General features: G+C 73.2%; 19 protein-coding genes. 7 read left to right on the forward strand and 12 right to left on the reverse strand.

The features are described from left to right. Positions 1 to 37 precede the first annotated feature (37 nt). From QMO56_RS06830 to coaBC, 5 genes are all read right to left on the reverse strand, one after another. Positions 38 to 955 carry an SH3 domain-containing protein gene (locus QMO56_RS06830; RefSeq protein ID WP_283524397.1) on the reverse strand — a complete coding sequence of 306 codons (918 nt, stop codon included), beginning with the start codon at positions 953 to 955 and terminating at the stop codon, positions 38 to 40. A gap of 97 nt (positions 956 to 1,052) precedes the next feature. Continuing rightward, on the reverse strand, positions 1,053 to 1,427 hold the full coding sequence (locus QMO56_RS06835; RefSeq protein ID WP_283524399.1) for a DsrE family protein: 375 nt from the start codon (positions 1,425 to 1,427) through the stop codon (positions 1,053 to 1,055). After that, positions 1,424 to 2,251: a HesA/MoeB/ThiF family protein gene (locus QMO56_RS06840; RefSeq protein WP_283524401.1), complete on the reverse strand. Its 828-nt coding sequence runs from the start codon at positions 2,249 to 2,251 to the stop codon at positions 1,424 to 1,426. The genes QMO56_RS06835 and QMO56_RS06840 overlap by 4 nt, the downstream gene beginning before the upstream one ends. A gap of 106 nt (positions 2,252 to 2,357) precedes the next feature. Further along, a complete protein-coding gene (dut, locus tag QMO56_RS06845; protein WP_283524403.1) occupies positions 2,358 to 2,807 on the reverse strand; it encodes a dUTP diphosphatase in 450 nt (149 codons plus the stop codon). Further along, a complete protein-coding gene (gene coaBC / locus QMO56_RS06850) occupies positions 2,804 to 4,012 on the reverse strand; it encodes a bifunctional phosphopantothenoylcysteine decarboxylase/phosphopantothenate--cysteine ligase CoaBC (RefSeq protein WP_283524404.1) in 1,209 nt (402 codons plus the stop codon). Before coaBC ends, dut begins: the two co-directional genes overlap by 4 nt. A 185-nt stretch (positions 4,013 to 4,197) precedes the next feature. Here coaBC and QMO56_RS06855 point away from each other — a divergent pair, with 185 nt between their 5' ends. Continuing rightward, positions 4,198 to 4,512, forward strand: coding sequence for a hypothetical protein (locus QMO56_RS06855; RefSeq protein ID WP_283524405.1), 315 nt, complete (start codon positions 4,198 to 4,200; stop codon positions 4,510 to 4,512). Positions 4,513 to 4,557: 45 nt separating this feature from the next. Here QMO56_RS06855 and QMO56_RS06860 read toward each other — a convergent pair whose 3' ends face one another. Further along, complete coding sequence (locus tag QMO56_RS06860) at positions 4,558 to 5,382, reverse strand: helix-turn-helix transcriptional regulator (RefSeq protein WP_283524406.1); 825 nt, start codon at positions 5,380 to 5,382, stop codon at positions 4,558 to 4,560. Positions 5,383 to 5,615: 233 nt separating this feature from the next. On the opposite strand from QMO56_RS06860, the gene QMO56_RS06865 reads away from it, so the two are divergent. After that, positions 5,616 to 5,990 carry a nuclear transport factor 2 family protein gene (locus tag QMO56_RS06865; protein ID WP_283524407.1) on the forward strand — a complete coding sequence of 125 codons (375 nt, stop codon included), beginning with the start codon at positions 5,616 to 5,618 and terminating at the stop codon, positions 5,988 to 5,990. A gap of 5 nt (positions 5,991 to 5,995) precedes the next feature. Beyond that, a complete protein-coding gene (locus QMO56_RS06870; RefSeq protein ID WP_283524409.1) occupies positions 5,996 to 6,700 on the forward strand; it encodes an alpha/beta fold hydrolase in 705 nt (234 codons plus the stop codon). A gap of 194 nt (positions 6,701 to 6,894) precedes the next feature. On the opposite strand, the gene QMO56_RS06875 is transcribed toward QMO56_RS06870, so the two are convergent. The 4 genes from QMO56_RS06875 to QMO56_RS06890 form a co-directional block, all read right to left on the reverse strand. After that, positions 6,895 to 7,632: a class I SAM-dependent methyltransferase gene (locus QMO56_RS06875; RefSeq protein ID WP_283524410.1), complete on the reverse strand. Its 738-nt coding sequence runs from the start codon at positions 7,630 to 7,632 to the stop codon at positions 6,895 to 6,897. A 216-nt stretch (positions 7,633 to 7,848) separates the two neighbouring features. Then, entirely contained in the window at positions 7,849 to 9,372 is a 1,524-nt protein-coding gene (murJ, locus tag QMO56_RS06880; protein WP_283524412.1) for a murein biosynthesis integral membrane protein MurJ, read from the reverse strand. Between the two features lie 162 nt (positions 9,373 to 9,534). After that, complete coding sequence (gene secB / locus QMO56_RS06885) at positions 9,535 to 10,071, reverse strand: protein-export chaperone SecB (RefSeq protein WP_283524414.1); 537 nt, start codon at positions 10,069 to 10,071, stop codon at positions 9,535 to 9,537. A 118-nt stretch (positions 10,072 to 10,189) separates the two neighbouring features. Further along, complete coding sequence (locus QMO56_RS06890; protein WP_283524416.1) at positions 10,190 to 10,747, reverse strand: histidine phosphatase family protein; 558 nt, start codon at positions 10,745 to 10,747, stop codon at positions 10,190 to 10,192. A gap of 199 nt (positions 10,748 to 10,946) precedes the next feature. Between QMO56_RS06890 and QMO56_RS06895 the strand changes: the two genes are divergently transcribed. The 4 genes from QMO56_RS06895 to QMO56_RS06910 all read left to right on the forward strand — a co-directional run bounded on the left by QMO56_RS06895 (position 10,947) and on the right by QMO56_RS06910 (position 14,096). Next, entirely contained in the window at positions 10,947 to 11,618 is a 672-nt protein-coding gene (locus tag QMO56_RS06895; RefSeq protein WP_283524418.1) for a Tim44/TimA family putative adaptor protein, read from the forward strand. Between the two features lie 8 nt (positions 11,619 to 11,626). Beyond that, positions 11,627 to 12,712, forward strand: a complete 1,086-nt coding sequence (locus QMO56_RS06900) for a murein transglycosylase A (RefSeq protein WP_283524419.1) — start codon at positions 11,627 to 11,629, stop codon at positions 12,710 to 12,712. Positions 12,713 to 13,076: 364 nt separating this feature from the next. Further along, positions 13,077 to 13,235, forward strand: coding sequence for a hypothetical protein (locus QMO56_RS06905; protein WP_283524420.1), 159 nt, complete (start codon positions 13,077 to 13,079; stop codon positions 13,233 to 13,235). A 96-nt stretch (positions 13,236 to 13,331) separates the two neighbouring features. Then, on the forward strand, positions 13,332 to 14,096 hold the full coding sequence (locus tag QMO56_RS06910; protein WP_283524421.1) for a (Fe-S)-binding protein: 765 nt from the start codon (positions 13,332 to 13,334) through the stop codon (positions 14,094 to 14,096). Between the two features lie 235 nt (positions 14,097 to 14,331). Here the strand turns inward: QMO56_RS06910 and QMO56_RS06915 are convergent, their stop codons facing one another. Together QMO56_RS06915 and QMO56_RS06920 are read right to left on the reverse strand one after the other, a co-directional pair. After that, positions 14,332 to 14,682 (reverse strand): helix-turn-helix domain-containing protein, encoded by a 351-nt coding sequence (locus tag QMO56_RS06915; protein WP_283524422.1) that lies wholly within the window; start codon positions 14,680 to 14,682, stop codon positions 14,332 to 14,334. After that, positions 14,679 to 15,212: a Smr/MutS family protein gene (locus tag QMO56_RS06920; protein ID WP_283524424.1), complete on the reverse strand. Its 534-nt coding sequence runs from the start codon at positions 15,210 to 15,212 to the stop codon at positions 14,679 to 14,681. Before QMO56_RS06920 ends, QMO56_RS06915 begins: the two co-directional genes overlap by 4 nt. Between the last annotated feature and the right edge of the window lie 116 nt (positions 15,213 to 15,328).

The raw sequence follows: 15,328 nt of genomic DNA on the forward strand, positions 1-15,328 counted from the left end.
CGGGGGAGGCTGCCTCACCCGGCCTGCCGCCCGCGGCTCAGTTCACCTCCTCATCGGCGGTGACGCCCCAGATCTCGCTGCGCTTCAGGTAGCCGCGATAGTCGCTCACCTGCACCTCGCACCAGGTGCCGCCGCCGCGGCAGTTGCGGATGCGCCCGACCACCCCCGGCATCAGCCTGGCGACGACGCCGCTCGCATCGCCCTCGCCTGCGCGCAGGACGTGCTCCTGCGGCCCGCGCACCAGGAAGGTGCGGCGCCCGGCCAGGGTGGACTGGTGCACCCAGCCTTCCGTGCCGTCCATGTCGCGGATGCGGCGCCAGTGACTGTACTCGCGCAGGATCTGCACCGGCAGGTCGCGCCGCTGGTAGGTCCATTCGATGGGGAAGCGGGTGTCCGGCCCGATCCGCAAGTTCACCTCGTCGCTGCGCAGCGAGACGAAGCGCGGCAGCGGCAGGCCGGTGACGCTGCCGACATCCGGCGACTCCAGCTCGCGCGGGGTGGGGGCGGGGGAGGCCGGGGGCGCGGCCTCGGCGGCGGCTCCCGCGGCGGCGGTCCCGGCTGCGACCCCGGCGGCCGCGCCGGCTGCCGCGGGAGCCGTCCCGCCGCTGCGCGGGCGCTGCTTCACCGGGGTCTGCGGCGCCGGCTGGGTTGGCGCGCCGGCGGCGGCGCGTGGCGGGGCGGCCGGCGGCGCGCGGCGCGGCTCGGCCGCCGGGCGCTGAGCCGGCCGGGGTCCGGCGGGTGGTGAGGCGGGTGGCGGCTGCAGGCTCTGCGCCGGCCGCGCCGGGGCGGCGGCGGGCGGGGAGGCCGGCCGCTGCGGCACCATGCCGGGCGGCGCGCGCAGCACATGCGCGCCGCCGGGCGGCACCGGTTGCGGCAGCGAGGGCGAGGGGCCGCCCAGGCTGGAGGAGCCGAGGGCCGATTGGGCGGCCGCCGGCGCGGCGAGGAGGAGGAGCAACAGCGGGGATGCGAGACGAAGCCAAGCCATGGCCCGATCTGGCGCGCAACCCGGGCGCGCGGTCAAGCGTCAGCCTGCAACGAAACGGCCTCTTTCCTCAAAGCGACACGATCTGGCCGGTGCCGACCGCCGCCAGGAAGGTGACGACGCCCGCCACCTCCACGCCCGGCGCCAGCGCCTCGGGGGTGATGCCCTCCGCGCGCAGCCCGGCCTCGCAGGCGATGCGGCGCAGGCCCAGCTCCTCCGCCGCCTCCAGCAGCGGCCCGATGCCGGCCACGCCGCGCGCGCCGAGCAGCGCCTCGCGCGGGTCGGCCGGCAAGGGCGTGTCGCGCAGCAGCAGCCGGCAGCCGGCATTGGTGGCGAACAGCACCACCTCCCGCCCGATCGCCGCCGCCCCGGTGGCCAGCACCAGCGCGTAATGCGCCGGCTCGTGCCCGGCCGAGCGCAGCAGGATGCCGAGCGGCGCGCTCATGCCGGCAGGGCGCAGGCCGCGGGCGCGGTGTCGTGCCCGGCGAGGTCATGGATGCTGGGCGCCTCGCCGCAGAGCGGGCAGGCCGGGTCGCGCCGCAGCTTCACCGTGCGGAAGCGGGCGTCGAGCGCGTCCCACAGCAGCAGCCGGCCGGCCATGCTCTCGCCGATGCCGAGGATCTCCTTCAGCACCTCGGTCGCCTGCAACGTGCCCATCACGCCGGTCACGGCGCCCAGCACCCCCGCCTCGGAGCAGGTCGGCACCAGGCCGGGCGGCGGCGGCTCGGGGTGCAGGCAGCGCTGGCAGGGGAAGGCGTGCCCCTGATGCGACTTGAAGACGGAAAGCTGCCCCTCGAAGCGCAGCACGGCGGCGGAGACCAGCGTGCGGCCCAGCAGATGGCAGGCATCGCCGAGCAGGAAGCGGGTGGCGAAATTGTCCGTGCCGTCGCAGACCAGGTCGTAGCGTGGGATGATCTCCTGCGCGGCGGCGGCATCCAGCCGGCGGGCATGCGTCTCGACCGCCACCTCCGGGTTCAGCCGCCGGATGGTCTCGGCCGCGCTCTCCGCCTTGTTGCGGCCGATCCGCGCCGTGTCGTGCGCCACCTGCCGCTGCAGGTTGGAGAGTTCCAGGTGGTCGTCGTCGATCAGCCCGATGGTGCCGATCCCGGCGGCGGCGAGGTAGAGCGCCAGCGGTGAGCCCAGCCCGCCGGCGCCGACCACCAGCACCCGCGCCGCGCGCAGCTTCGCCTGCCCGACCGCGCCGACCTCCTGCAGCAGGATGTGGCGGGAGTAGCGGTGCAGCTCGGCTTCGGAGAAATCGAGGTCCATGCCGGGCATATGGGCGGGGGGGCGCGGCCGGCGCAATGGGCGGCGCGCGGAAGCAGCCGCGGGCCAGGCATGGCTGCCATGGCCCGCCGCGCGTGGCCCCTGCGCCTCAGTGCCCCGTGCTGCCGAAGCCGCCCGTCCCGCGCGTCGTCTCCGGCAGCGAATCGGCCTCCTGCCAGGTGGCGCGCGTCACCGGCGCCAGCACGCCCTGCGCGATTCGCATGCCCCGCTCGACGGTGAAGGGCGCCTCGCCGGCATTCATGACGATCACCTGCAGCTCGCCGCGATAGTCCTCGTCGATGGTGCCGGGACTGTTGGGCAGGACGATGCCGTGCTTCAGCGCCAGCCCGGAGCGCGGCCGCACCTGCAGCTCGTGCCCTGCCGGCAGCGCCAGGCAGAGCCCGGTGGGCACCAGCACCCGCTGGCCCGGCGCGATCACCAGCGGCGCCGTCACCGCCGCCAGCAGGTCGAAGCCCGCCGCGCCGGCGGTGGCGTATTCCGGCAGCGGCAGCCCCTCGGCATGCGGCAGGCGGCGGACGATGATCTCGGCGCGGCTCATGCGGAAACCCCCTCGGCCAGCGCCGCCGCCAGCCGGGCGGCCAGCCGCCGCGCCACCTCCGCCTTCGGCAGGCGCGGCCAGTCCTCCACCCCGCCTTCCGTCACCAGGTGCACGGCATTCTCGGCCCCGCCCATCACGTCGCCCGACACGTCATTCGCCACGATCCAGTCACACCCCTTGCGCTGCCGCTTCGCCACGGCATTGGCCATCACGTTTTCCGTCTCCGCCGCGAAGCCGACCACCAGCCGCGGCCGCCGCGCATGGGTGGAGAGCGTCGCCAGGATGTCCGGGTTCAGCGCCAGCGCCAGGGGCGGCGGCGCCTCGCCGGGCACCTTCTTCATCTTCTGCCCGGCCGCGGTGGCAGTCCGCCAGTCCGCCACCGCGGCGGCGCAGACTGCCGCATCGGCCGGCAGGGCGGCCTCGCAGGCCGCCAGCATCTCGGCGGCGCTCTCCACCCGCACCACCTGCACCCACGCCGGGTCGGGAATCGCCACCGGGCCGGAGACCAGCGTCACCCGCGCGCCCAGCGCCGCCAGCGCGGCGGCGATGGCGTGGCCCTGCTTCCCGCTGCTGCGGTTGGCGATGTAGCGCACCGGGTCGATCGGCTCATGCGTCGGCCCGCTGGTGACCAGCACATGCCGCCCTTCCAGCGCCCGCGGCGCCGCGCCCAGCAGCGACGCGATGGCGGCGAAGATCTCGGCTGGCTCGGCGAGGCGCCCGGGGCCGCTCTCCGCCTCCGCCATGGCGCCCTCGCCGGGGCCGGCCACGGCGACGCCGCGCGCCATGAGGCTCGCCATATTGGCGCGGGTGGCGGGATGGCCCCACATCGCCCAGTTCATCGCCGGCGCCACCAGCACCGGGCGGTCGGTGGCCAGCAGCAGGGTGGTGGCGAGGTCGTCGGCCAGCCCGTGCGCCATCTTCGCCAGCATGTCGGCCGAGGCCGGCACCACCGCCACCAGGTCCGGCAGCCGGGCGAGCCGGATATGGCCGATCTCCGCCTCCCCGGCGAGCGACCAGAGCTCCTGGTGCACCGCCTCCCCGGCGATGGCCTGCAGCGCGTGCGGCGTGACGAAGCGGGCGCCGCCCGCCGTCAGCACGGGGGTGACGCGCACCCCCGCCTTGCGCAGCAGCCGGGTCAGCTCCAGCGCCTTGTAGGCGGCGACGCTGCCGGCGACGATGAGGAGGATGCGCTTGTCCGCGAGCATGGCGCGCAGGCTAGACCGGCCAGGCCGCCGCCGGAAGCCGCGGTGCGCCTGTCATGCTTCTGTCATCACGCAGGCGGATGTTGGGTATCCGGCCGAACGATTGGCGCCGGCGCGGTGGCGGCGCCATTTAGCTTCCCGTAAGAGGACGCAAGGACGTCCCCTACTACTGAACAGGGGAACGCAAAATGTTTCGCAAGGCAATTCTTTCGACGGTTCTGGCTTTCGGCGTGATCGGTGCTGCCGCCGCGCAGGAGAGCAGCATCCGTGTTCTTGGCACCGGCGAGAACTTCGCTGTCGATTACTCCAACGACGGTGGCAACATTGTCGGTGGCGGCCCGGTGAAGGTGATCGGCCGCAACGAGAACGCCCGGTACATCTATGCGCCGGACTCGCCCGCCCAGCACGGCCTGGTGGCCAGCTTCGCCAACCAGGGCGAGAACAACGAGATCATCTACACGCCGGCGCCCAGCGCCGACACTGCGGGCAACCCGCAGGGCTGATCGCGCATCACGCCGATGCGGAAGAGGGGGCTCCGGCCCCCTTTTTCATGTCCGGGCTTCCGCCGAGAGCCGCCGCAGCCGCCCCGCGGTGGCGGCGTCGGCCGGGTAGAAGGCCTCGATCGCCAGCTCCGACAGCGTGACCTCCACCGGCGTGCCGAAGACGGTGGTGGTCGAGAGCAGCGAGAGCCGCCCCGCCCGGCTCTCCAGCTCCAGCGGCACGGCCAGCCCCGCCGCCGGATGCTCCCCCGCCACGCCCACCCCCGCCTCCGGCGCCTCCAGCGCGGCGAGTTCCGCCAGCAGCGCGGCGAGCGCCGGGTCGGCGCTGGCGGCGACCTGCCGCCGCAGCCGCTCCAGCAGATGGGCGCGCCACTCGGCCAGGTTGGCGATGCGCGGCGCCAGCCCGCGCGGATGCAGGCTGAGCCGCAGCACGTTCACCGGCGGCGCCAGCAGGGCGGCCTCCGCCACCCCCTCCAGCAGCGGCGCCACCGCCGCATTCGCCGCCACCAGATGCCAGTGCCGGTCCACCGCCAGGGCGGGCTGCGGCGCATGGGCCTGCAGGATGCGCTCCACCGCCTCCCGCGCCGCCGCCATGGCGGGGTGGTCGAGCGGGCGCTCGGCGAAGGCGGGGGCGAAGCCGGCGGCCAGCAGCAGGGCGTTGCGCTCGCGCAGCGGCACCTCCAGCTGCTCGGCCAGCCGCAGCACCATCTCGCGGCTCGGCGCCGCCCGCCCGCTCTCGACGAAGCTGAGGTGCCGCTGCGAGATCTCGGCGTCGAGCGCCAGGTCGAGCTGGCTGCGCCGCCGCCGCTGGCGCCAGCCGCGCAGCAGGGCGCCGATGGAGGGACCGGAGGAAAGCGGCCGCGACAGGGACATGGCGCCAGCCTAGAGCAGCTCCCGCTCCGAGGGCATCATCGGAGCGGGTGAAGATGCTCGTCAAAACAAACGGCTGGAGCGTTTTCCGTGAGCCAGGGCGGACGGAAAACGCTCTGGCCCGCCCCGCCGCCGCGCGCCCATGACCTGCGAGGTAATCGCGCCGCCGCACGGCAGGCGGAACACTGCGGCCCTCCCCGCAGGAGCGCGGGGCATCCGAGAGGAGAGCCCGACCGATGACCGCCACCGACGCCCAGACCCTCGCCACCCGCTACATCGCCGCCTGGAACGAGACCGACCCCGCCCGCCGCCGCGCGCTCCTCGCCGGCCTCTGGACGGAGGACGCCACCTATCGCGACCCGCTGATGCAGGGCGCGGGGCATGAGGGCATCGCCGCCCTGATCGCGGGCGTGCAGGCCCGCTTCCCCGGACACCGCTTCGCGCTCGCCGGCCGCCCCGACGGCTATGCCGACCGGCTGCGCTTCTCCTGGACCCTTGGCCCCGAGGCGGGCGCGCCGCTGGTCGCCGGCACCGACTTCGCCCGGCTCGCGGAGGATGGCCGCCTGCGCACGGTGTGCGGCTTCCTCGACCGCCTGCCCGGGGAGGCCTGAGCCCCATGCCCGCCCCCATCCGCACGCGCGACGGCGTCGCGCTGTTCCACCGCGACTGGGGTGAAGGCCCGCCCGTGGTCTTCGTCGCCTCCTGGTCGCTGCCCTCCGACTCCTGGTGCTACCAGATGCTGGCCCTGGCCGGGGCCGGCTTCCGCTGCGTCGCCTATGACCGGCGCGGCCACGGCCGCTCCGACGACCCCGGCCGCGGCTATGATTTCGACACCCTGGCCGACGACCTCGCCGCCGTGCTGGAGCAGCTCGACCTGCGCGGCGCCACGCTGGTCGGCTTCTCGATGGGCTGCGGCGAGGTGCTGCGCTGCCTGACGCGGCATGGCGCCGCCGGCCGCGTCGCCCGCGCCGTGCTGATCGGCACCACCACGCCGATGCTGACCCGCGCGCCCGACAATCCCGCCGGCCTGCGCAACTGGGTGCGCGACATGGCGCTGCGCAGCTCGCTGCGCGCCCTGCTGGAATGCCACCGCACCCTGGCCGCCGCCGACTTCCGCGCCGAGGCGCGCGCCATCGACGTTCCCGTGCTGCTGCTGCATGGCGAGCGGGACATGACCAGCCCGCCCGACCTGACCGCCCGCCCCACCGCCGCGCTGCTGCCCAAGGCCCGGCTGGAAATCTACGAGGGCGCGCCGCACGGGCTGTTCCTGACCCACCAGGCCCGGCTCAACGCTGACCTGATCGCCTTCGCGCGCGGCTAGAAAAAGGTTGGGGGAAAGAATTCCCCCAAACCCCCATCTTCTTTCCGTCAGTTGAATCGCTTGCAGTCGCCGGGGCTGCTTCAGCCCCGGCGCGCGCGCAGGCCGCCCGCGCAACAAACGGATAGAAAAGAAAGAAGAGGGGATCGGACGCATGCGTCCGATGGGGAGAATTCATTCTCCCCCGGCACAACCCTTCAGAACTTCCAGCCCGTATGGATGGCGACCACGCCCCCCGAGAGGTTCTGCCACTTCACCCGTTCGAAGCCGGCGCCTTCCATCATCCCGGCCAGCGTCGGCTGGTCCGGGAACATGCGGATGCTCTCGGCCAGGTACTGGTAGCTTTCCGCATCCTTGGCGATGCGCGCGCCGATCGCCGGCAGCGCCTTGAAGGACCAGGCGTCGTAGAGCGGCCGCAGCGCGTCGATCTCCAGGCGGGAGAATTCCAGCACATGCATCCGCCCGCCGACGCGCAGCACGCGGAAGGCCTCGCGCAGCACCGCGTCCTTGTCGGTGCAGTTGCGCAGCCCGAAGGCCATGGAGACCTTCTCCACGCTGCGGTCCGGGAAGGGCAGCCGCTCGGCGTCGCAGCAGACGAAGGAGAGGCCGTCCATCAGCCCCTTCTGCAGCGCCCGGTCCCGCCCGACGCCCAGCATGCTGGCATTGATGTCGGCCAGGATGACGCGCCCCGCGCCGCGCTTGCGCGCCAGGAAGGCGACGTCGCCGGTGCCGGCCGCGAGGTCGAGCAGGGTGTCGCGCGGCCCGGCGCCGATGGCGGCGACGAAGGCCTGCTTCCAGGCCCGATGCAGGCCGAGCGACATCAGGTCGTTCATCACGTCGTATTTGGGGGCGACGCTGTCGAAGACCTGCCGCACCATGGACGCCTTGGCGTCACGGGGCACTTCGCGGAAGCCGAAATCCGTGGTCTGGGTCATGCCCGCAGGATAGCGCGATGCGCGGCGGCGGGAAGGGGCGGGGCCGCCGCCCGCATCCGGCTTTCCGCTCGTGCCCTGATCGGGCAGTCCAAAGGACTTCGCGATCAGGGCACTGGAGCAGATCCCGTTCCGATGGCATCATCGGCACGGGTGAAGATGCTCGTCAAAACAAACGGCTGGAGCATTTTCCGTGAGCCAGAGCGAACGGAAAATGCTCTAGGAGCGCCGCCGCAGCTCCCGCAGGTCGAGCGCGCCCAGCGCCTGGGTGCTGCCGAAATAGGTGGCCAGCCCCAGCGTGACCAGCACGACGAGCCCCGCCAGCTTCATCAGCCCCTGCGCCGGAAAGAGCCAGGGCTCGACCACCGCCAGCACGCCGGCCATCACCGTCGCGGCCAGCAGCAGGCGCCAGCCGTTGCGCCGCAGCCGCCGGTCGGCATGGAAATGGCCGCGCCGCGCCAGCAGGCTGAACAGCAGGCCGGCATTGCACCAGGCGGCGAGGGCGGTGGCCAGTGCGATGCCGACATGCGCCAGCACGCGCGTCAGCAGCAGGCTGAGCGCCAGGTTCACCACCACCACGGCGATGCCGATCTTCACCGGCGTGGCGGTGTCGCCGCGCGCGAAGAAGCCGGGGGAGAAGGCCTTGATCAGCACGAAGGCGGGCAGGCCGCAGGCATAGGCGCGCAGCGCCCAGGCCACCGAATACGCCTCCTCCACGCTGAGGGCGCCGCGCTGGAACAGCGTCAGGATGATCGGGTCGGCGATCACCACCAGCGCCACGGCGGCGGGGATGGTGAGGGCGAGGGAAAGCTCCACCGCGCGGTTCATGCTGCGATGCGCCGAGAGCGGCTTGCCGCCGCGCAGCTGGCGCGAGAGCACCGGCAGCAGCGCCGTGCCCACCGCTGCCCCCACCACGCCGAGCGGCAGCTGCGCCACGCGGTCGGCATAGGTCAGGTAGCTGATGGCGCCCGCCGGCAGCAGCGAGGCGATGAAGACGTCGATCGCCAGGCTCATCTGCGTGATCCCGGCGCCGAGCACGCCGGGCAGCATGCGGTGCAGCACCTCGCGCGTGTCGGGCGTCAGCCGCGGCAGCGAGATCAGGCTGAAGCCCATCCCTACCTTGTGGCAGGCCACCACCACCACCGCGAGCTGCGCCACGCCGGAGAGCATGGTGCCCCAGGCCAGCGCATGCGCCGGCGTCGCCACGAAGGGCGTCAGCGCGAAGAGCGAGACGATGGCGAAGAGGTTGAACATCAGCGGCGCCCCGGCGGCGAGGGCGAACTTGTCGATGGCGTTCAGCACGCCGCTGACCAGCGCGGTGAGGCAGATGAACAGCAGATAGGGAAAGGTGATGCGCGACAGCTCGACCACCAGGCTGAAGCGCAGCGGCTCGTCCCGCAGGCCCGGCGTCAGCACCGCCATGATCTGTGGCATGAAGACCATGCCCAGCCCCACCATCAGCGTCAGCCAGAGCGCCATCAGCGTGGACATGCGCGCCGCCAGCTCGCGCGCGCGGCGTGGGCCTTCCAGCGTCAATGTGGCGGTGAAGGCGGGCACGAAGGCGGCGTTGAAGGCGCCCTCGCCGAACAGGCGGCGGAACAGGTTGGGCAGGCGCAGCGCGATGAAGAAGGCATCGGCCAGCGGCCCGGCGCCGAGCGTCGCCGCGATCAGCATGTCGCGCGCGAAGCCCAGGATGCGGCTGGCGAAGGTCCAGCTGCCGATGGTCAGGATGTTGCGCAGCATCGCAGGGCCACCCGCCGGGAGGAGAAAAAGATCGGGGGGGAAGGAATTCCCCCCGAGCCCCCCATCTTCTTTTTGTCAGTTGCGGCGCCCGCTCGCAGGCCGCGCCTCGAACCCGAAGAAAAAAAGAAGGGGGTCCGGGGGAATTCCTTCCCCCGGCCTTGTTCAGGCGTTGGCGGGCTGCTGCCCGGCGGCGTCGGGGCCGCGGCGGCTCTGCCACAGCGCCACGAAGTCGATCGGCGAGAGCAGCACGGGCGGGAAGCCGCCGTCGCGCGTCACATCGGCCAGGATGTTGCGGGCGAAGGGGAAGAGCAGGCGCGGGCACTCCACCAGCAGCAGCGGCTCGACGAGGTTCTGCTCCACGTTCAGCGTGAAGATGCCGCAGTAGACCAGCTCGGCGATGAAGGCGGTCTGCGGCTTGCCGTCCGGGCCGTTGGCCTGGGCGTCGGCGCGGATCTGCAGCGCCACCTCATAGACGTTGCCGCCCTGCTGCAGCGGCCGCGCCTGCACGTCCAGCGCCAGGTCGATGCGCGGCTGCTCGCGGAGCGTGGTGAAGATCTCCGGCGCGCCCGGCACCTCGAAGGAGAGGTCCTTGGTGTACTGCAGGTTCAGCAGCAGCGGACCTTGCGGCTGGCCCTGCGGCGGCTGCGCGCCGCCGTTCGGGGCCTGGTTTCCGTTGGGGGGAAGGCTGGTGTCGGACATGCAAGCCCCTGGAGTAAGGTTCCGGTTCCGGGGCGCGGGGTAGCACGGCGCGCCGGCGCTGTCACAGGCAGGCTGTCAGGGGCAGGCTGTCAGGGGCACGGGGTCAGGGGGCGCGGCGTCAGCGGTGGTGCCAGGAAATCTCCGCCGGCGCCGGGGCGCAGGGGTCGCAGCGCAGCCACTGCCCGTTGCCGACCGACTCGCCGGTCATCGAGAGGATGAAGCCCCAGTGGGAGACCACCACGGTATGCGCCCAGTCCTCCAGCGCCGCCATCTCGGCGCGGAACAGCCGCGCCCGCGCCTCGACCTGGTCCACCGGCTCCTCGACCGCCGGCCACCAGACCTCCTCGACATGCGACCACTCCAGCTCCGGCCAGTCCATCGCCAGGGCGGTGCGGGGCGAGCCGACATCGCAGGTGAAGGCATAGCGCTCGCGCACCAGGGGATGCACCAGCACCGGCAGGCCGAGCTGCCGGGCCAGCGGTGCCGCCGTCTGCAGCGCGCGGGTATAGGGGCTGGCGATGATGCGGCGGATGTCCTCGCCCGCCAGTGCCTGCGCCGCCTGCTCGGCCTGGTGCCGGCCCAGCACGGTGAGCTTGGGGTCCTTGATGCCGGGGTCGCGCCGCGTCGCGGAGAAGTGCAGGTTGAACTCGCTCTGGCCGTGACGCAGCAGGATCATCGCGGAACTCCGGGGGTGGGGCAGGGCGGTGCCTCTGGCAGTACCGGCAGCCCCGCCCCACCGCAAGCGGCGGGCCGTGCCGCCGGCCGCGCGATGGCGGTTTCGTGCGCCGCGCGGGGCCCCAGACCGCATCCGCCACCGGAGGGGCCGTTGCGATACGGGGTGCGCGCGCTTAAGTGTCGGACATGAGGAGATTGCAATGTCCGGCGGCTTCCCGCTCGATCTGATCCTGTTCGGCATGGTGGCGGCCTTCCTGGTGCTGCGCCTGCGCGGCGTGCTGGGACGGCGGCAGGGCTTCGAACGGCCGCCACGCGAGCGCCCCGTTCCGGCGCCTGGCGCGCCGCCCCTGCGCGAGGCGGAGGCGCTGCCGCCTTCGGCGGTGGCCGGCAGCGGTGCCCACCAGGTGGTACCGGAGGCCCGCTCGCCGGTCGGGCAGGCCCTGCAGAGCATCCAGCAGATGGATCGCGCCTTCGACCCGAACGCCTTCCTGGCCGGGGCCGAAGGGGCCTTCCGCATGATCGTCGCCGCCTTCGCCAGCGGCGACCGCGCCACCCTGCGCGACCTGCTCTCGGAGGACACCTATGCCGGCTTCGAGCAGGCGGTCACCGCGCGGGAGCAGGCCGGCGAGCGCCAGCGCACCGAGGTCCGCGCCATCCTGGAGACGGCGATCACCGCGGCCGAGCTGCGCGGCAGCACCGCCGAGGTGACGGTGCGGATCGTCTCCGAGCAGGTGAACGTGACCACCGATGCCAAGGACGAGGTGGTGGCGGGCACCGAGGCGGTGACCGAGGTGACCGACATCTGGACCTTCCAGCGCGACCTGCGCAGCAGCGACCCGACCTGGAAGCTGGTCGGCACGCAATCCGCCTGAGGCGGCGCGTGCCGGCTGCCGCGCCCCGCCGGGCGCGGGCGGGTTGGCTCGCGGCGGCCCTGGCCGTGCTGGGGCTGCTCGCGGCCTGCGCCCCCGTGCCGCGCCGCGTGGCCGAGCTGCCCGGCTGGAGCGAGGACCGGCTTTCCGAGGCCATCCCCCCCTTCCTGGCCGGCTGCCGCCCGCCCCGCTTCCCCGCCGCGCTCTGCGCCGAGGCCGCCGCCCTGCCGCCCGCCGACGATGCCGCCGCGCGCGCCTTCTTCGAGCGCCGCTTCACCCTGCGCCTCGCCGGCAAGGGCCTGATGACCGGCTATTACGAGCCCGAGCTGCGCGGCTCGCTGACGCCCGGCCCGGGCTACCGCACGCCGCTGCTCGGCCGGCCGGACGACCTGATGGAGGTCGATCTCGGCCGCTTCGCCGAGGACCTGAAGGGCCGCCGCATCCTCGGCCGGGTGGAGCAGGGGGCCTTCGTCCCCTATCCCGCCCGCGCCGCCATCGAGGCCGGCGCCACGGATGCCCCCGTGCTGCTCTGGGCCGCCGACCCCGCCGCGGCCTTCTTCCTGCAGATCCAGGGCTCCGGCCGGGTGGTGCTGCCGGACGGCTCCGTCCGCCGCCTGGGCTATGCCGCCCGCAACGGCCGCCCCTACGTCCCGATCGGCCGCCTGCTGGCCGAGCGCGGCGAGATCCCGCGCGAGCAGGTTTCGATGCAGAGCATCCTCGCCTGGCTGGAACGCGCCGGCCCCGCCCGCGCCAAGGCGCTGATGGACGAGAACCCCTCCTACGTCTTCTTCCGCGAGACCCCCGCCCGCCCCGACCAGGGGCCCACCGGCTCGCTCGGCGTGCCGCTGACGCCGCTGCGCGCCGTGGCGGTGGACCGCGCCCACATCCCGCTCGGCAGCCCGGTCTGGATCGTCACGCACCACCCCCTGACGGGCGCGCCGATGCGCCGCCTGGTGCTGGCGCAGGACACCGGCGGCGCCATCAAGGGCGAGGCCCGCGCCGACCTCTTCTGGGGCTGGGGCGAGGCCGCCGCCGAGGCCGCCGGACGGATGAAGGAGGAGGCCTCCCTCTACGTGCTGGAGCCGGCGGGTTCCTGAGCCCCGGGGGGGGGGCACCAAGCGCCTGATCGCGCCGCGCATGCCGGAAGCGATATGCAATCGTGGCGCGAAAGAGTGGCAAAGCCCGGAAAATTCCTCACCTTCATCCGAAGGCGGCAAGCCCTGGCGCAGCAAAACCGCGCCCGAAGGCATGGGTTGCTCGCCTGCGACCGCGCGGCGCCGCAAAATCGGATCAATCCCATGCATGAAGCGGCCTGCGCCCTGGCGGGCCTGATGCTCGCCGTCACCCTGCCCACCCTGGCGCAGAGCGCCGGCTCCACCGCACAGAGCGGCGGCTCCGCGGGCGGGCGCGGCCAGCAGCAGGCCACGTCCGGCCAGAATGAGATGATGTCGCAGCAGCAAGGTGAAGCAGGATCTGGAGCAGGCGGGCTTCACCAATGTGCGGGTCATGCCGCAGTCCTTCCTGGTGCGGGCCAATGACAAGCAGGGCCGCCCGGTGATGATGGTCATCAACCCCGATTCCATCACCGCCGTCACGGCTGTGGGCGGCTCCTCGCGCTGAGGCCTCCCGCGACCGAGCCGGCCCGGACCATCCCGGGCCGGCCGGCAGCGGCGCGCGGTCCTTGCATCCTGCGGGGCCGGGTCTATCGTCCTCGGCATGTCCCCGGCCAAACCGCGCGTCGCGCTCTTCGTCACCTGCCTGGTCGATCTCTACCGGCCCACCGTCGGTTTCGCCGCCATCCGCCTGCTGGAGCAGGCGGGCTGCGTGGTGGAGGTGCCGCATCTGCAGACCTGCTGCGGCCAGCCGGCCTACAACAGCGGCGACCGCGCCACGGCGCGTGACCTCGCCCGCCCGGTGATCGACGCCTTCCTGGGCTATGACTACACGGTGGCGCCTTCCGGCTCCTGCGTCGGCATGATCGCGAAGCACTATCCCGCCCTTTTCGACGACGACCCGAACTACCGTGGCCGCGCCGAGGCGCTGGCCGCCAGGACCCACGAGCTGACCTCCTTCCTGACCGACATCCGCGGCATGAAGGGCGTCCGCGCCCGCTATGCCGGCGTGGCGGCCTATCACGACGGTTGCTCCGGCCTGCGGGAACTCGGCGTGCGCGCCCAGCCGCGCCAGCTGCTCGGCACGGTCGAGGAGCTGACGGTGAAGGATCTGGCCGAGCCCGAGCTGTGCTGCGGCTTCGGTGGCACCTTCTGCGTGAAGTATCCCGCGATCTCCACCCGCATGGTCACGGACAAGGTGCGTGACGTCGAGGCGACGGGCGCCGACACCCTCCTGGCCGGCGAAATGGGGTGCCTGCTGAACATGGCGGGCCGCCTGAAGCGCCAGGGCAGCGCCGTGCGGGTGCGCCATGTGGCCGAGGTGCTGGCCGACATGACCCAGGCGGCGGCCCCGATCGGCGAGGCCTGACGCCGGGGGAGAATGAGGCCAGGCTTGGGGGAGTGAACTTCTCCAAACCCCCTCCTTCTTCTGTTGGTTTTCGGTTTTGCTGGCGGCGAGGGGCGCCCTGACGACCCTTACGGTGACAGTCGCCGGGGCTGCTTCAGCCCCGGCGTGCGCGCGTTGCCGATCCGGCAAAACGGACAGAAAAAAGAAGGGGGCCTGGGGGAATTCCTTCCCCCAGCCTTTTTCGATGCCCTCTCCCTCACTCCCCCAGCAGCCGCCGCATCTCCCTGATGACGTCCGGCGGGAGCCGCCGGATTCGCGCGGCAAGAAGGTTCGCCAGTTCCGTCGCTTCCGGCGAAAGCCCGCTGGTATCCAGCGTCACGCGCGGATGGGAGAGCCGGGCCAGCCGCGCCATGTCTTCCGCATCGTCCCAGATCAGCCCGAAGAACTCGTTCACCTGGTGGATCAGCCCGGTGCTGGGCCGTCCGCGCCGCCCGTGCTCCAGCGCCGAGAGATAGGCCGGCGAGACCTGCAGCGCCGCCGCCATCTCCTTCAGCGTCACGCCCCGGGCCTCGCGCAGGGCGCGCAGGCGGGCGCCGAAGGGCGTCACCGGCGCCGCCGCAACAGAAGGTGCACCGCCCCCTGGTTGGGCGCCGGATGCACGGCGCCCAGCACCAGCGGCCGCAGGTCCGGCGCGTTCAGCCAGTGCGGCAGCTCCCGCCGCAGCACGCCGCCATCCGGCACCGGCCCCTTGCCCGTCACGACGGCGACGCAGCGCAGCCCGTCGGCCTGCGCCGCGTGCAGGAAGGCGCGCACCGCGTGCCAGGCGTCCTGTGCGCGCCGCCCGTGCAGGTCGAGCGTCCGCTCCGGGCGGGTGCGGCCGCGGCGCAGGTCCTTCCAGCGCTGGCTGTCCACCCCGCCGGGCTGTACGCCGACATGCAGCACCGGCGGCAAAGGCTTCAGGACCGGCTTCGCGGCAGGGAAGGGGGCGGTGACGGGCGGAGGAGGCGGCGGCGGCGGCTCGGCCGGCGCGGCCCCGACAGGCGGCAGCGCATGGCCGGGCAGCGGCGTCACCGCGGCGACATAGGCCCGCCACAGGGTGCGCTCTTGCTCGGTCAGGTTGCGGCCGCGGCGGGGCATCTCGGTCCTGCGGTGGAAAAAACAAGCAGAGGCCAGGGGGCGCCGCCCCCTGGAACCCCGGGCAGGAACCTGAGGTTCCTGCACCTCCCTCTAGTCAGGAAGGCAACCCAGGTCCA

This window comes from Roseomonas sp. E05, assembly GCF_030063475.1.
Classification (GTDB): domain Bacteria; phylum Pseudomonadota; class Alphaproteobacteria; order Acetobacterales; family Acetobacteraceae; genus Pseudoroseomonas.

Coding starts and splice junctions, on each gene's coding strand:
- QMO56_RS06835 (WP_283524399.1), bottom strand. CDS start 1,427: ATGAGCGCGCCGCTCGGCATCCTGCTGCGCTCGGCCGGGCACGAGCCG.
- QMO56_RS06840 (WP_283524401.1), bottom strand. CDS start 2,251: ATGGACCTCGATTTCTCCGAAGCCGAGCTGCACCGCTACTCCCGCCAC.
- dut (WP_283524403.1), bottom strand. CDS start 2,807: ATGAGCCGCGCCGAGATCATCGTCCGCCGCCTGCCGCATGCCGAGGGG.
- coaBC (WP_283524404.1), bottom strand. CDS start 4,012: ATGCTCGCGGACAAGCGCATCCTCCTCATCGTCGCCGGCAGCGTCGCC.
- QMO56_RS06855 (WP_283524405.1), top strand. CDS start 4,198: ATGTTTCGCAAGGCAATTCTTTCGACGGTTCTGGCTTTCGGCGTGATC.
- QMO56_RS06860 (WP_283524406.1), bottom strand. CDS start 5,382: ATGTCCCTGTCGCGGCCGCTTTCCTCCGGTCCCTCCATCGGCGCCCTG.
- QMO56_RS06865 (WP_283524407.1), top strand. CDS start 5,616: ATGACCGCCACCGACGCCCAGACCCTCGCCACCCGCTACATCGCCGCC.
- QMO56_RS06870 (WP_283524409.1), top strand. CDS start 5,996: ATGCCCGCCCCCATCCGCACGCGCGACGGCGTCGCGCTGTTCCACCGC.
- QMO56_RS06875 (WP_283524410.1), bottom strand. CDS start 7,632: ATGACCCAGACCACGGATTTCGGCTTCCGCGAAGTGCCCCGTGACGCC.
- murJ (WP_283524412.1), bottom strand. CDS start 9,372: ATGCTGCGCAACATCCTGACCATCGGCAGCTGGACCTTCGCCAGCCGC.
- secB (WP_283524414.1), bottom strand. CDS start 10,071: ATGTCCGACACCAGCCTTCCCCCCAACGGAAACCAGGCCCCGAACGGC.
- QMO56_RS06890 (WP_283524416.1), bottom strand. CDS start 10,747: ATGATCCTGCTGCGTCACGGCCAGAGCGAGTTCAACCTGCACTTCTCC.
- QMO56_RS06895 (WP_283524418.1), top strand. CDS start 10,947: ATGTCCGGCGGCTTCCCGCTCGATCTGATCCTGTTCGGCATGGTGGCG.
- QMO56_RS06910 (WP_283524421.1), top strand. CDS start 13,332: ATGTCCCCGGCCAAACCGCGCGTCGCGCTCTTCGTCACCTGCCTGGTC.
- QMO56_RS06920 (WP_283524424.1), bottom strand. CDS start 15,212: ATGCCCCGCCGCGGCCGCAACCTGACCGAGCAAGAGCGCACCCTGTGG.